Origin of the sequence: Actinomycetospora aeridis, from assembly GCF_037400275.1 — a bacterium.
GTDB classification, from domain to species: domain Bacteria; phylum Actinomycetota; class Actinomycetes; order Mycobacteriales; family Pseudonocardiaceae; genus Actinomycetospora; species Actinomycetospora aeridis.
Genome location: NZ_JBBEGL010000002.1, coordinates 398,023 through 411,773 on the forward strand (window position 1 = coordinate 398,023; position 13,751 = coordinate 411,773).

Annotated in this window: 16 protein-coding genes and 1 pseudogene; 12 read left to right on the top strand and 5 right to left on the bottom strand. The window is 74.8% G+C overall.

From position 1 onward, the window contains the following. Window positions 1-4: 4 nt before the first annotated feature. The 3 genes from WCD41_RS07365 to ilvD form a co-directional block, all read right to left on the bottom strand. Window positions 5-736 (bottom strand): hypothetical protein, encoded by a 732-nt coding sequence (locus WCD41_RS07365; RefSeq protein ID WP_337712754.1) that lies wholly within the window; start codon window positions 734-736, stop codon window positions 5-7. Window positions 737-798: 62 nt separating this feature from the next. After that, window positions 799-1,293, bottom strand: coding sequence for a GNAT family N-acetyltransferase (locus WCD41_RS07370; protein WP_337712755.1), 495 nt, complete (start codon window positions 1,291-1,293; stop codon window positions 799-801). Continuing rightward, window positions 1,286-2,974 (bottom strand): dihydroxy-acid dehydratase, encoded by a 1,689-nt coding sequence (gene ilvD / locus WCD41_RS07375; protein ID WP_337712756.1) that lies wholly within the window; start codon window positions 2,972-2,974, stop codon window positions 1,286-1,288. Before ilvD ends, WCD41_RS07370 begins: the two co-directional genes overlap by 8 nt. A gap of 197 nt (window positions 2,975-3,171) precedes the next feature. On the opposite strand from ilvD, the gene WCD41_RS07380 reads away from it, so the two are divergent. After that, window positions 3,172-3,606 (top strand): hypothetical protein, encoded by a 435-nt coding sequence (locus WCD41_RS07380; protein ID WP_337712757.1) that lies wholly within the window; start codon window positions 3,172-3,174, stop codon window positions 3,604-3,606. A gap of 115 nt (window positions 3,607-3,721) precedes the next feature. Beyond that, window positions 3,722-4,276: a YceI family protein gene (locus WCD41_RS07385; RefSeq protein WP_337712758.1), complete on the top strand. Its 555-nt coding sequence runs from the start codon at window positions 3,722-3,724 to the stop codon at window positions 4,274-4,276. Window positions 4,277-4,374: 98 nt separating this feature from the next. Here WCD41_RS07385 and WCD41_RS07390 read toward each other — a convergent pair whose 3' ends face one another. Continuing rightward, complete coding sequence (locus WCD41_RS07390) at window positions 4,375-5,649, bottom strand: serine/threonine-protein kinase (protein ID WP_337712759.1); 1,275 nt, start codon at window positions 5,647-5,649, stop codon at window positions 4,375-4,377. A 232-nt stretch (window positions 5,650-5,881) separates the two neighbouring features. Between WCD41_RS07390 and WCD41_RS07395 the strand changes: the two genes are divergently transcribed. After that, window positions 5,882-6,568: a hypothetical protein gene (locus WCD41_RS07395; protein ID WP_337712760.1), complete on the top strand. Its 687-nt coding sequence runs from the start codon at window positions 5,882-5,884 to the stop codon at window positions 6,566-6,568. Window positions 6,569-6,689: 121 nt separating this feature from the next. Here WCD41_RS07395 and WCD41_RS07400 read toward each other — a convergent pair. Beyond that, window positions 6,690-7,634: pseudogene (locus WCD41_RS07400) on the bottom strand (YihY/virulence factor BrkB family protein); the annotation flags it as partial. 26 nt (window positions 7,635-7,660) lie between these two features. On the opposite strand from WCD41_RS07400, the gene WCD41_RS07405 reads away from it, so the two are divergent. The 9 genes from WCD41_RS07405 (at window position 7,661) to WCD41_RS07445 (ending at window position 13,723) form a co-directional block, all read left to right on the top strand. Then, window positions 7,661-8,155, top strand: a complete 495-nt coding sequence (locus tag WCD41_RS07405; RefSeq protein ID WP_337712761.1) for an inorganic diphosphatase — start codon at window positions 7,661-7,663, stop codon at window positions 8,153-8,155. 28 nt (window positions 8,156-8,183) lie between these two features. Next, entirely contained in the window at window positions 8,184-8,642 is a 459-nt protein-coding gene (locus tag WCD41_RS07410) for a hypothetical protein (protein WP_337712762.1), read from the top strand. Window positions 8,643-8,700: 58 nt separating this feature from the next. Continuing rightward, window positions 8,701-9,033, top strand: a complete 333-nt coding sequence (locus WCD41_RS07415) for a putative quinol monooxygenase (RefSeq protein WP_337712763.1) — start codon at window positions 8,701-8,703, stop codon at window positions 9,031-9,033. 35 nt (window positions 9,034-9,068) lie between these two features. Next, the gene (locus WCD41_RS07420; protein WP_337712764.1) at window positions 9,069-10,178 is read left to right on the top strand and encodes a DUF3500 domain-containing protein; all 1,110 of its coding nucleotides are present in this window, start codon (window positions 9,069-9,071) and stop codon (window positions 10,176-10,178) included. Next, entirely contained in the window at window positions 10,175-11,536 is a 1,362-nt protein-coding gene (locus WCD41_RS07425) for a carboxylesterase/lipase family protein (protein WP_337712765.1), read from the top strand. The genes WCD41_RS07420 and WCD41_RS07425 overlap by 4 nt, the downstream gene beginning before the upstream one ends. A gap of 47 nt (window positions 11,537-11,583) precedes the next feature. Continuing rightward, the gene (locus WCD41_RS07430; protein WP_337712766.1) at window positions 11,584-11,865 is read left to right on the top strand and encodes an antitoxin; all 282 of its coding nucleotides are present in this window, start codon (window positions 11,584-11,586) and stop codon (window positions 11,863-11,865) included. Window positions 11,866-11,956: 91 nt separating this feature from the next. Then, window positions 11,957-12,790 carry an SDR family NAD(P)-dependent oxidoreductase gene (locus WCD41_RS07435; protein ID WP_337712767.1) on the top strand — a complete coding sequence of 278 codons (834 nt, stop codon included), beginning with the start codon at window positions 11,957-11,959 and terminating at the stop codon, window positions 12,788-12,790. Between the two features lie 58 nt (window positions 12,791-12,848). Continuing rightward, on the top strand, window positions 12,849-13,241 hold the full coding sequence (locus WCD41_RS07440; RefSeq protein ID WP_337712768.1) for a DUF3224 domain-containing protein: 393 nt from the start codon (window positions 12,849-12,851) through the stop codon (window positions 13,239-13,241). Window positions 13,242-13,243: 2 nt separating this feature from the next. Beyond that, the gene (locus WCD41_RS07445; protein ID WP_337712769.1) at window positions 13,244-13,723 is read left to right on the top strand and encodes an OsmC family protein; all 480 of its coding nucleotides are present in this window, start codon (window positions 13,244-13,246) and stop codon (window positions 13,721-13,723) included. The last annotated feature ends 28 nt before the right edge of the window (window positions 13,724-13,751 follow it).

Sequence of the window (13,751 nt, forward strand, 5' to 3'; positions counted from 1 at the left end):
CGGCTCACCAGTCGCCGAAGTCGAACCCGCCGCCGAGGTCGCCGCCGTCGAGGCCGGGGTCCATCCCCGGGTCCATCCCTCCGTCGAACCCGCCACCCATGTCGGCGGCCATCGCGTCGCCCCCGACCGCGGCGGCGCCGAAGCCGGAGAACAGCGCGCTCGCGACCATCATCCCGCCGAAGGCGCCGACGCCACCGAGGAGCATCGGCTTCCACCACGGCTCGGAGTACCAGCCGGCCGGCACGGGGCGGCCGCCGACCATGCCGCCCGGGTAGTAGTGGTTGTTCTGCGCCGACGGCTGCGGCGAGCCGGTGACGCTGCGGCCCTCGACGTCGACGGACTGCTCGGCGTCCAGCGACCCGGCGCGCGAGCGCTCGGCCGAGCCGGGCAGCTCCGGGCCGGGGTCCATGCCCATGGCCGTGCGCGCCGCGCGGACGTAGTAGAGGCCCTCGAGCGCGGTGTCGGTGACGAGGCGGTACTGCGGTGCGCTCGAGGCCTGCTCGAGCTGGGAGCCGGCGGCGGTGTAGCGCTCGGCGGCGTCCGCGAGCGCCTGCTTCGAGGGGTCGTCGGAGCCGGTCAGGTTCAGCACCTGGCCGCCGAGACGCTCGTACCACCGGCGGGCCTCGGCCTCGGCGTCCCCGAGCTGGTTCTGCGCGGTGGTGCCCCGGCCACGCCCGCGCGTGGCCACGAGGGCGATCAGACCGCCGACGACGAGCAGGATGAGCAGGAGTTCCACGCCGTCCACGATCCGCGCGGCTCCTGAGAGGCGGCTGTGAAGGACCTGGGGGGTCCGGCTGATCAGGGGCGCCCCTCGCCCGTCTCACCGACCGAAGGTGCCCTTCGGTCGGAAACCGGCGGGGACGCGGGACCTCCGGGACGCCGCATGGGCACGTGCGGGATCCCGTCCTCGTCGTAGCCGGGTCCGTCGACGACGAAGCCGAGCCGCTCGTAGAACCCCTGCGCCTGCACCTGGGCGCCGAGCACGACGGGCCCGTCGATCCCGGACAGCACCGCGCGCATCAGCGCCGCCCCGGCCCCGGTGCCGCGGTGCTCGGGCGCGGTGACGATGCGGCCCAGCCGGGTGTCGGGCCCCTCGGCGAGCACCCGCAGGTACGCGGCGACCTCGCCGGACGGGCCGCGCGTCCACACGTGCTCGGCGACCGCGTCGAGGCCGTCGAGCTCCTGGAAGGCGCAGTCCTGCTCGACGACGAACACGCGCACCCGCAGGGCGAGCAGGTCGTAGAGCTCGGCGGGCGTCAGGTCGGGGAAGGCCGCGCGGAGCAGGTCAGTCAAAGCCCACGACGGCGCCCTCGGCCGCCGAGCCGACGAGGCGGGCGTACTTCCCGAGCACGCCGGTGCGGTGCTTGACCGGCGGCGGGGTCCAGCCCTCGCGCCGGGTCGCGAGCTCCTCGTCGGAGATCAGCAGGTCGAGGGTGCGGGCGGCGAGGTCGAGCCGGATCCGGTCGCCGTCGCGGACGAACGCGATCGGCCCGCCGTGGTCGGCCTCCGGGGCGACGTGGCCGACGCAGAGCCCCGTCGTGCCCCCGGAGAAGCGGCCGTCGGTGAGGAGCAGGACGTCCTTGCCGAGCCCGGCGCCCTTGATCGCCCCGGTGACGGCGAGCATCTCGCGCATGCCGGGGCCGCCCCGCGGTCCCTCGTTGCGGATGACGACGACGTCGCCGGGCTGCAGCCCCTCGGGGCCGGACGCCTCGACGGCCGCCATCGCGCCCGCCTCGCCGTCGAAGACGCGCGCGGTGCCCTCGAACTGCGCCGTGTCGAAGCCCGCCGACTTGACCACCGCGCCGTCGGGGGCGAGCGAGCCGCGCAGGATCGTCAGGCCGCCGGTGGGGTGGATGGGGTTCGACAGCGGGCGCAGGATCTCGCCGTCGAGGCCCTCGGGGCGCAGCTCCTCGAGGTTCTCGGCGACCGTCCTCCCGGTGACGGTGAGGCAGTCGCCGTGGACCAGGCCGGCGTCGAGCAGGGCCTTCATGACCACCGGGACGCCGCCGACACGGTCGACGGTGTTCATCATCCAGCGGCCGAACGGCTTGACGTCGGCGAGGTGCGGCACCTTGTCGCCGATGCGGTTGAAGTCGTCGAGCTCGAGCGGGACGCCGGCCTCCCGCGCGATGGCGAGCAGGTGCAGCACGGCGTTGGTCGACCCGCCGAACGCCATGACGATCGCGATCGCGTTCTCGAAGGCCTCGCGGGTCATGATGTCGCGCGCGGTGTGGCCGCGGGCGAGCATGCCGACGACGGCGTCGCCGGAGGCACGCGCGAACCCGTCGCGGCGGCGGTCGGCCGAGGGCGGCGACGACGAGCCGGGCAGCGACATGCCCATCGCCTCGGCGGCGCAGGCCATGGTGTTGGCGGTGTACATGCCACCGCAGGCGCCCTCGCCGGGGCAGATCGCCCGCTCGATCTCGTCGACCTTCTCGCGGCTGATCAGCCCGCGCGCGCAGGCGCCGACGGCCTCGAAGGCGTCGATGATCGACACCTCCTTGCCGTCGACCGTGCCCGGCATGATCGACCCGGCGTAGAGGAACACCGAGGCGAGGTCGAGGCGCGCCGCGGCCATGAGCATCCCGGGCAGCGACTTGTCGCAGCCGGCCAGCGTGATCGTCCCGTCGAGGCGCTCGGCGGACACCACGGTCTCCACCGAGTCGGCGATGACCTCGCGGCTGACCAGCGAGTAGTGCATGCCGACGTGACCCATGGAGATTCCGTCCGACACCGAGATCGTGCCGAACTCCATGGGGAAGCCGCCCGCGTGGTGCACGCCCTCCTTGGCCGCCGTCGCGAGGCGGTCGAGCGAGAGGTTGCACGGGGTGATCTCGTTCCACGACGACGCGACGCCGATCTGCGGCTTGGCGAAGTCGTCGTCGCGCATCCCGACCGCGCGCAGCATGCCGCGGGCGGCGGCGCGCTCCATCCCGTCGGTGACGTCACGGCTGCGGGGCTTCAGGTCGGCCATGAGGCGAAGGTAACGCTTGTCGACCTCCCGGGCCGGGGGCACACTCGCGCGCATGACCGGGGAGACGCTCGAGCGGTTCTGGCCGAGCCGTCGCCCCGACGCGTACGACGAGTGGTGTCGCCAGGCCTGAGCGCCCGGGGTCCCCGTGCGCTCCTCCCGAGTGCCCGCACGCGACCCCTGCCCTGGAGCCCGACACCGTGACCACCCTCGCCCCGCCCCGCGTCGTCCACCTCGACCGCGTCGAGGACGGACTCGTCCGCCCCGCGGGCGGCTCCCGCGACCTCGACGCGATGCTCGACCGGGCCCGCGCCGCCGAGACCGAGGGCGTCGCGATCGTCGTCGTCCCGGCCCACGCCGAGGACGCCCCGGCGCGCCACCACTGGCCCGCCACCGCGCAGGCGCTGGCCGTCCTGCTCGCGACGTCGACGGTGCGTGTCGCCGTCGAGCTGGTGCCGTCGGCGTGGGAGCCCGAGGCCGTCGCCCGCTTCGCCCGCAGCGCCACCGGGCTCGCGGGCGACCGGCTGATCGTGCACGTCCGCGGCGTCGGCGCCCAGGCGTTCGCGGGCGCGCTCACCGCACGGTGGGACGGCCCCGTCGTCGTGGGCGACGGGGACCTCGGCGCCCTCGCCTGACACCCGCTCCCGGCGAGACCCCTGTCACACCTCGAGCCGATAGTTGACGTCTCAACCGACGGTGCTAGGCTCTGCGTTGAAAGTTGATGCTTCAAGTCCCAATCCGGAGGACGTCATGACCGAGACCGCCGCGCCGACCCTCGAGCTCGCGGGCTCCTACCAGATCGACCCCGCCCACACGCGCATCGGCTTCACCGCCCGCCACGCGATGGTCACCAAGGTCCGCGGCACGTTCGGCGAGTTCCGCGGCAACGCCACCATCGGCGAGGACCCGTCCCGCTCGGGCGTCGAGATCATCATCGCCGCCAACAGCCTGAACACCGGCCAGGAGCAGCGCGACGGCCACGTCCAGGGCGACGACTTCCTCGCCGTGAACGTCTACCCGGAGATCACCTTCCGCTCGACCTCGGTCGAGCAGGACGGCGAGACCTTCAACATCACCGGTGACCTGACGATCCGCGACGTCACCAAGTCCGTGACCGTCCCGTTCGAGTTCACCGGCCTCGCCAAGGACCCGTTCGGCAACGTCCGCGCCGGCTTCGAGGGCGCCACCACGATCAACCGCAAGGAGTGGGGCATCACCTTCAACGCCGCGCTCGAGACCGGCGGCGTGCTCGTGTCCGAGAAGATCGGCCTCGAGTTCGACGTGTCGGCCATCAAGGAGGCCTGACCTCCCGCCGTCCGCGGCACCACGACAACGGCCCGCGCCCCCACCGGGGACGCGGGCCGTGGTGTGTCGTCGTGTGTCGCGAGCGGGGACGCCGGGGGTCAGAGCAGGCCGTCGACCAGACCGCCGACGAGCCCCGAGCCGGAGTCCGACCGCTCGGAACGGTCCTGCGAGCGGCCTTCGGCCCGGTCGTCGTCGCCGTTCCCGCGCTCCTCGGCGCGGTCCCGCGCACCGTCCCCCGAGCGGTCGTCGGTGCGCTCGTCCTCGGTGCTCTCCTCCTCGGCGCTTCCCTCGGTGCGCTCCTCGGTGCGCTCCTCGGTGCGCTCCTCCCGCTGCTCCGACCGGCTCGAGCGGCGCTGCTCGGCACGGTCGCGGACGCCGGACGTGGCGCGGACGCCCGTCGACGACCCGCCGCCGGAGCCCGCGGACGCCCGCGGCGGCTCCTCGCCGTCGCCCGTCGGGTCGGCGGGCGCCGGGACGACGGGGCCCGTGCCGGCCACGCGGGGCGCGTCGATCACCGGGGTGATCACCGGAACCCGGGCGGACGCCGCGGCCGACGCCGCGGGAGCCGGGCCACCGGAGACCCCGACGCCGGCACCGAAGGCGCTGCCCAGCACCACGGCACCCACGCACGCGGCGATCACGACCCGCCGGGAGCGACCGGGGCGGGGCGGGCGACCGGGCCGCCCGGGAACGGCACCCGGGCGCACGACGTCGGTGACGGTGACGGGTCCCGTGCCCTGCTCGGGAGAGCCGGGAGCGTGCCCCGCCAGCGCCGAGCGCAGCCGCTCCCGCGCGATCGGGTCGGTCGCCTCGCCGACGAGGTCGCGGACCGCCGCGACGACCTCGGTCGACGGCTCCGGCACCACCGGCAACGGGCCGGTGACCGCCGTGACGGCCACGCGCGCCAGGTCGGCGACGTCGCCCTCCGTCGAGGCCCCGTCCGGGGTCGGCGAGCCCTGCCCCGTCCAGCGCGGGCCGAGGGCCGCGTCGAGGAGGACCGCGTCGGGCGCGACGCCACCGTGCGCGACGCCGCGACCGTGCAGTCGCCCGAGCCCGACGGCGAGCCGCGCGACGAGCAGCGCGGCAGACCCCGGGTCCCAGACCTCCGTGGCGGCGTCGAGGCTGCCGTCGCGCGCCAGCGGCATCACCACGAAGGGGCCGTGGGCGCCGTCGGGGGCGCCGTCGAGCACCTCCATCGCCCGGCCACCGAGCCGCTCGCGCAGCAGGGCGTCGCGCTCCCAGCGCTCGTGCCCGTCGTCACCCGGGAAGGACTTGACGACCACCTCGCGGTCCAGCAGGACGTCGCGAGCGCGGTGGACGGGGTTGGCCGTGCCACCGAGGCGCTCGCCAAGGCGGTAACGATCGTCGGCCACGCGTGCTCCTTCGCGCGGAGGGAGGAGAGGGCGCCGCGGGAGTGCAGCGCGGTCGGACCGCCCGATCCCGCGAGATCGACGATCACGACTCGTGCGTCTACCACCCGACCCGTGCCTCCACACCCGTCCCGACCCGATCGAGGCCGTACGTCGTGCGACGTACACCCGTCCGGGACGCACCCCGGGGTCACCCCCGATGTCCCGCCCGCCGGTGATCACGAGGCTGACCGGTGTGACCGCGTCATCCTGGCGCCACCTCCTGGTGTGGCTGCACGTCGTCAGCTCCACGGCCTGGATGAGCGGGGCGGCCGCGCTGGCGATCCTGCTCGGGCTCTCGCGCACCGACCCCGCGCAGGCCGCTGCGGCGGTGGGCATGGCCCGTCACCTCGACGTGTACCTGCTCGCCGTCGCGGCCAACGCGTCGACGACGACCGGGCTGGTGCTCGCCTGGACGACGTCGTGGGGCCTGCTGCACCACTGGTGGGTGGCGGTCAAGGCGGCGATCACGAGCGTGCAGCTGGTGGTCGGGATCGCGCTGCTGTCGCCGGTGCTCGACGCACTCGCCGCGGGCGGCACCCCGGCGCCGGCGCAGCAGGTGGCGGGCGCGGCGGTGATGGCGTCGGCGGTGGCGTTCCAGGCCTGGGTGTCGGTGGCGAAGCCCTGGTCGCGGACGCCCGTCGCGCGCCGGGAGCGGGCGCGGGGCCGCACGAGGCTCCCGCGGGCCGGGACGTCCCTCGTCGCCGCCGGGGTGCTCGCCCCGATCGGCGACGTCGCGCTCACCGCGGCGCTGGGCTTCCCGGCCCCGCTGCTGGAGGTCGTGGTCCTCGTGGTGGTGGGCGTCGCGCGACGGCGGGCGCTCCGGACGGCGGTCGCTCCGGTGCCCGCGGCTCCGGCACCCGCGGCTCCTCCCCGAAGGTGACGTCCACCGTCTGGTGGTCCTTCTGCCGTTCGGACTCGGCGTACGACGCGTAGGCGCGCCGGTCGGCGACCGTGGTGTCGCGGTCGTCGGGGTACATGCTGAACAGGCTGCGGGGGTGCAGCCGGCGCTCCAGGACGGCGTCGAGCTCGGCGCAGAGCACGAACACCGAGGCCGCCAGGTAGATCCAGGCCAGCAGCCCGAGCACGATGCCGAAGAACCCGTACGACGCGCTGGCGCCCTGCAGCCGGGTGCCGACGAGCCAGGTCCCGACCGTGAGGAGCACCTGCCAGGTCACGCCGGCCACCACGGCGCCGATCCACCGGTCGCGCACGCGGCTGCGGCGTGCGGGCAGCAGGTGGTAGGCCATGAGGAACAGGCCGATGTTGACGACGACGCCGGCCACCGTCGCCACGCCGCGCCCGAGCCCGCCGAGGCCCGTGGTCTCCCCCGCCGCGGTCGCCAGCGTCGAGAGCCCCGCGGTGAGCACCATCCCGACGCCCACGGCGAGCACGACGAGCGCGCCCCGGGCGTACGCCGCCCAGATGCTCGGACGCTCGGCGCGCGGCACCGCCCAGACCTCGTCGAGCGCGTGCTGGGCGGCCTGGGTGACGCCGAGCGCGCCGTACACCGCCACGACCAGACCGATCACCAGGCCGGTGGCGCTGCCGCTGAAGGTGTGGACGTTGTCGCGGAGCTGGTCGCCGATCACCGGCACGTTGCGCAGCGCCGAGGAGAGCACCGCCTGCTGCGCGGCCGGGTCGTCGTGCAGCACGTAGCCGAGCACGGTGACCCCGAGCAGCAGCAGCGGGAACAGCGACAGGAACCCGTAGTAGCTCAGCAGCGCGGCCAGATAGGCGCCCTGGTCGTCGACGAACTTGTAGACCACGGCGATCGGCAGCGCGGCCACGCGGTGCCGGCGCTGGAAGGCGTCGAATCTCCGCGACACGCCCACCGCGCCACCTCCTGGTCCCCGGGCGGATCGGGTACCCCTTCTCGCGTGCCGTCCACCGCGGGACGGGGCGGGGTGGCCGCTCCTCCCGAGGAGGGCGACACTGGACGCCCCCACACGCCGTGTTCACCGGGAGGAGCAGCGTGGAGTTCGACGTGCTGGTCGAAGTGCCGCAGGGCAGCCGGAACAAGTACGAGATGGACCACGAGACAGGGCGCCTGCGGCTCGACCGCACCCTGTTCACGGCCACGCGCTATCCGGCCGACTACGGCTACATCGAGAACACCCTCGGCCAGGACGACGACCCGCTCGACGCCCTCGTCCTCGTCCAGCAGCCCACGTTCCCCGGGTGCCTCGTGCGCAGCCGGGCGATCGGGATGTTCCGCATGACCGACGAGGCCGGCGGCGACGACAAGGTGCTGTGCGTGCCGAGCGACGACCCGCGCCTCGAGCACCTGCGCGACATCCACCACCTCGACGAGTACCACCGCATGGAGATCCAGCACTTCTTCGAGGTCTACAAGGCCCTCGAGCCGGACAAGAAGGTCGAGGGGCACTCCTGGGTCGGCCGCGCCGACGCCGAGAAGGAGGTCCGCGCCTCCCTGGACCGGGCGGAGAAGGCGGGCTACCGGACGTGACCCCGGACCGCACACCGGGCACCACGCCGTGACCGAGCCGCCGGACCCGCCGCCGACGATCGCGACGATGCGCACGATCGGCATCGTCTGGGCGGTCGTGGGCGGGCTCGCCGTCGTCGTCGGGGCGGTCGCGACGGTGTTCGCGATCGTCATCTTCGGCGTGCTCGCGCTGCTGCTCGGCGTCGGGCTCGTGGGCATCCAGCAGGTCCGGGCACGCTCGGCGATCCGCGCCTCGCGGACGCTGACCAACGCGCCCGCGCCGCCCGCCGACCCGCCGTCGGCGAGCCCTCGCCCCGGCCCGCCGTCGGGGCCGCCCGATCCGGCGTCCCCGCCGCGCTCGGACGCCGCGCACAGCGGGCACGGCGGCGACGGGGAGGACGGCGAGGAGGCCGAGGTGGCGGTGGGGTCACCGGACTCGATCTCCGACGAGGAGGACGGCACCGGGTCGCGGACCGACGAGGACGACCCGCCGCGCCGCGACGCGTGATCGGCACGACACGCGGGTACCGGGCTGTCGACGCCGCCGTCTACCTCTGGAGGCCCGCGTGCCGACCCCCACCCCCACCGAGAACGACCGCAACCTGCTCACGGTCGTCGCCAGGATGACCGCCCTGCCGGGCAAGGAACAGCAGCTGCGCGCCGAGCTCGAGCAGCTCGTCGAGCCGACGCTCGCCGAGGACGGCGTCGTCAACTACGACCTGCACGTCGCCGTCGACGACCCGGCCACGTTCGTCTTCTACGAGAACTGGCAGAGCCCCGGGCACCTCGAGGCGCACCTGGCCAACAGCCATCTGGTGGAGTTCGCCGGCAAGCTCGACGAGTACCTCGTCGGCGGCGCCGACGGGCTGGTGATCACCCAGCTGCAGCGCATCAAGTGACGTCCCCCGCCACACCCCGCACGGTCGCCTCGGCCATGGCCGAGGCGGCCGTCGCGTGGATCGGCGCCCTCGACGACGAGCAGCGCGCGACCGGCGTGTGGGCGTGGCCGGGCTCGAAGGCCGCCGACGCCGAGCGGGTGCGCTGGTACTACACCCCGACCGACCACGGCGGGCTCACCGTCCACCAGCAGCGGCCCCACCAGCAGCGGGCCGCCATGCGCCTGCTGTCGACCGGGCTGTCCGAGGCCGGCTACGTCTCCGCCTCGACGATCATGGGCCTGGAGAACGTCCTCGACCGCACCGAGGGCTTCAGCACCGGCTTCGGGCGCGATCGCGGCCGTGACCCGGGCCTGTACTACCTGCGGGTCTTCGGCGACCCCGCCGGCGACGCGCCCTGGTCGTGGCGCTTCGGCGGCCACCACGTCTCGGTCCACCACCTCGTGGTCGACGGCGAGGCCGTGGCCGGCAGCCCGTGCTTCCTCGGCGCCGACCCGATGGTCGCGCCGCTGCTCGGCGGCCGGGAGCTCCGCCCGCTCGGTGGTGTGGAGGACACCGCCCGCGAGCTGCTGCACGCCCTCGACGCCGACCAGCGCTCACGGGCGGTGCTCACGGAGACCGCGCCCGCGGACATCATCGGCGCGAACCGTGTGCAGCCCCGGCCCGGCGACCGGCTCATCCCCCTGCCCGATCTCTGGCGCGGACACTTCCCCCAGGAGCTCGAGGACCGCCTCTGGTCGATGCACGACGGGCTGGAGGACCAACTCGGCGTGACCGAGGCCGACCGCGCGGCGACCGAGCTGACCGGAGCGCCACGCGGCATCGCGGGCGCCGACCTCGGCGCCGGGCAGAAGTCGATCCTGCGCGCCCTGCTCGACACCTACGTCGGGCGGATGCCGCCGGGGCTCGTCGAGCGGGAGCGGGCACGGTTCGACGGTGACGCCCTCGACGCCGTGCACTTCGCGTGGGCCGGCGGCGTGCAGCGCGGCGACCCGCACTACTACCGCCTGCAGGGCCCCCGCCTGCTCGCGGAGTGGGACAACACCCAGCGCGGGGTGAACCACGCCCACTCGGTGTGGCGCGACCCGGGACACGACTTCGGCCTCGACCTGCTGGGCGAGCACCTCGCCGAGCACCACCTCGGGTGACGATCACGCAGCCGACCGTCGACCTCCCCCGGGGCTCCCTGCGGGGACGCCGGGGACACGACGACGTCGTCGCGTTCCGCGGTGTCCGCTACGCCACCGCCGAGCGCTTCGCCGCGCCCGTCGCCGCGCGACCGTGGGAGGGCGTGCGCGACGCGGTCGACCCGGGCCCGATCTGCCCGCAGCTGCCCGCCCGGGTCGCGGCGGTGACCGGACCGTCGTCCGACGACGACGCGGTCCAGGACGAGGACTGCCTGTGCGTGGACGTGCGGACGCCCGCGGCCGCGCTCACCGACGGGGTCCCCCGTCCGGTGCTGGTGTGGCTGCACGGCGGCGCCTACGTCATCGGTTCGGCGTCGACGTCCTGGTACGACACGTCCCGGCTGGTCGCCGAGGGCGACGTGGTCACGGTCAGCGTGGGCTACCGGCTCGGGGTGCTGGGCTGGCTCGCCGCGCCCGGCGTCTCCGCGGGCAACCTCGGCCTGCTGGACCAGCTCGCGGCCCTGCGCTGGGTGCGCGACAACATCGGGGCCTTCGGCGGCGACCCCGGGCAGGTCACGCTGATGGGCCAGTCCGCGGGCGCGCACGCCATCGCGTGCCTGCTCACGGTGCCCGCGGCGCGTCCGTTGTTCCGGCGCGCGATCCTGCAGAGCGGGCAGCTCGGGCTGGGCCTGTCCTCCCCGCGGCGGGCGGCCCGCGTCGCGGGCCACGTCGTCGAGGGGCTGGACGGTGCCGACCCCGCCACCGCGGACGTCGGCACGCTGCTCGCGGCCCAGCGCCACGCCATGATCCGTGCGGCCGGGCCGGGCGGGATGAACTCCTCCCCGGCCTTCGCGCCGACCGACGGCGTCGCGCCCCTCGCGCCGTCCACCACGTGGGCCGACACCGCCGCGGCCGGGCACGACCTGCTCGTCGGGACCACCGCGGACGAGGCCGAGACGTTCATGGCGATCAGCCCCGTCCTGCGGGACCTGCGCGGAGTGCCGGTCGGGAGGAGCCTCGTCGGCCTCGTCTCGGCCGTCGCCACGCGGCGGGTGTTCGCGGCGCCGGCCTCGCAGCTCGTCGACGAGGCCGTGGGGGCGGGCACCCGGGCGTTCAGCTACCGCTTCGCGTGGCGGGCGCCCGCGTCCGGGCTCGGTGCGTGCCACTGCCTCGAGCTGCCGTTCCTGTTCGGCAACCGCCACGCCTGGCGGGACGCACCGATGCTGCGCGGGGCCGACTGGGACGACGACGTCGAGCCGATCGGCGCCACGATGCGCGCGGCCTGGCTGCGGTTCGTGCGCACCGGGGACCCGTCCACCGACGCGCGGCCGTGGCCGCCGCACCGCCCGGGACGAGGGCCGACGACGGTCCTCGCGTGAAACGGGCACACTCGGAGATGAAGGACCGTTCCCCCGAGGAGGAACCGATGCCCCTGATGCGCAGGGTTGCGGCGCTCGGCGCCGCCGTCGCCGCCGCGCGGCGCTACGCCAAGCAGAACCCCGAGAAGGTCAACCGCTACGCCGACCAGGCCGCGGCGTTCGTCAACAGCCGCACCGGCGGCCGGTACCAGAAGCAGGTCGACTCCGCGGTGCGCCAGGTCCGCAAGCAGACCAGCGTCCCGGGCCGCACCGTGCCGTTCCCGGAGCCGCAGTACTACGGCCCGCAGTCGGCGACGCGCTACCCGAGCCAGCGCACCGACCGCCAGTAGCGCGTGACGCACGCGCCGGCAGCGGGCACTCGACGCCCATGGGAACGAACCACCGTGGGAGCCCGCTGCCGGTGCCGCACCGGAGGCTGACGTGACGTCCCTCAACCCGTCCACCGTCCTCGTCACCGGGGCCACCGACGGCCTCGGCCGCGCCCTCGCGCACGACCTCGCGGGTCGCGGCCTGACCGTCCTGCTGCACGGCCGTGACGACGAGCGGGGCAAGACCGCCCTCGACGAGATCCGGCGCGACACGGGCAACGAGGCGCTGTCCTGGTATCGGGCCGACCTCGCCGATCTCGCCCAGGTCCGTGACCTCGCCGACCGCGTGGCCGCCGACCACCCCCGCCTCGACGTGCTCGTCAACAACGCCGGCATCGGTCCCGACGTCCCCGGCGGTGATGCCCGCCAGGAGAGCGCCGACGGCCACGAGCTGCGCTTCGCGGTGAACTTCCTCGCCGGCCACCTGCTCACCCGGCGCCTGCTCGGGCCCCTGCAGGCGGCAGGCGCGGCGAGCCCCAGCGGGCCGGCGCGGATCGTCATGGTGTCCTCGGCGGGCCAGACGCCCCTCGACTTCGACGACCTCATGCTGCGCCGCGACTACTCCGGCTGGCGGGCCTACTGCCAGAGCAAGCTCGCGCAGATCCTCGACGCGTTCGACCTCGCCGACGAGCTCGACCCGGCCGTCGTCACCGCCACCGCGCTGCACCCGGCGACGTTCATGCCCACCAAGATCGTGCCGTCGCCGACCAGCACCGTCGCCGAGGGTGTGGAGGCCACGGCACGGCTCGCCGTCGACCCGGAGCTCGCGGGCGTCACCGGCCGGTACTTCAACGGGCTGCGCGAGGCCGAGCCCGACGGGCAGGCGCGCGACACGCTCGCGCGGGCACGGCTGCGGGCGATCGCCGACGAGCTGACCCGACCCTGACCCGACCCTGACCCGACCCTGACGGCAGGTGTCAGCCTCCACCCGTGAGGATGGCGGCGTGACCCACCTCGAGAGCCCGTTCACCATCGACGCCTGGGAGCCCGCCGAGGGCGACGCGCTCGCCGAGCCGGAGGGCCGGGGCCCGGCGACCGGCCGTACCCTGGTCCGCAAGGTCTACTCCGGGCCGCTCGTCGGCACCTCGATCGCCGAGCTCCTGACCACCCAGGGCGAGGGCGGCGCGGCCTACCTCGCGCAGGAGCGGGTCGTCGGGGAGCTCGAGGGCCGTGCTGGCAGCTTCGTCCTCCAGCACGGCGCCTCCGGGGGCGACGGCCAGGAGATGCGGCAGTGGGCGTTCGTCGTCGCCGGCTCGGGCACGGGCGGCCTGACCGGGCTCACGGGCACGGGGATCATCGCCCACGAGCTGCTCACCCTCGACTACGAGCTGCCCTGACGATGGCGTTCACCACCGACCCCGACGGCACCCACCGCTACCGCGCGACCGCCACCTGGTCGGGGTCCACCGGCGCCGGGTACGAGGGCTTCTCGCGCGCGCACCGCGTCTCCGCACCGCCCGCGGAGGCGACGCTCGAGCTCTCGAACGACCCGTCGCTGGGCGGGGACGCGAGCTGCCTCGACCCCGAGCAGCTGGTGCTCGCCGCGGCGTCGTCGTGCCAGCTGCTGTCGTTCCTCGCGATCGCCGCGCGGGCGCGCATCGACGTCACCGGCTACCGCGACGACGCCGAGGCGACGATGTCGCACGACGAGGGCCCGCACCGGATCGCGGCGATCGTGCTGCGACCGCGGATCACCGTGGCGCCGGGCCCGAGCGTCCCGCGGGTGGAGCGGCTCGTCGGGCTGGCGCACCAGGAGTGCTACATCGCGAACAGCCTCGCCACCCCGGTCACGGTGGAGCCGGTGGTCACCTTCATGTGAGCGAACTTCGGGGCTATAGCCCCGAAGT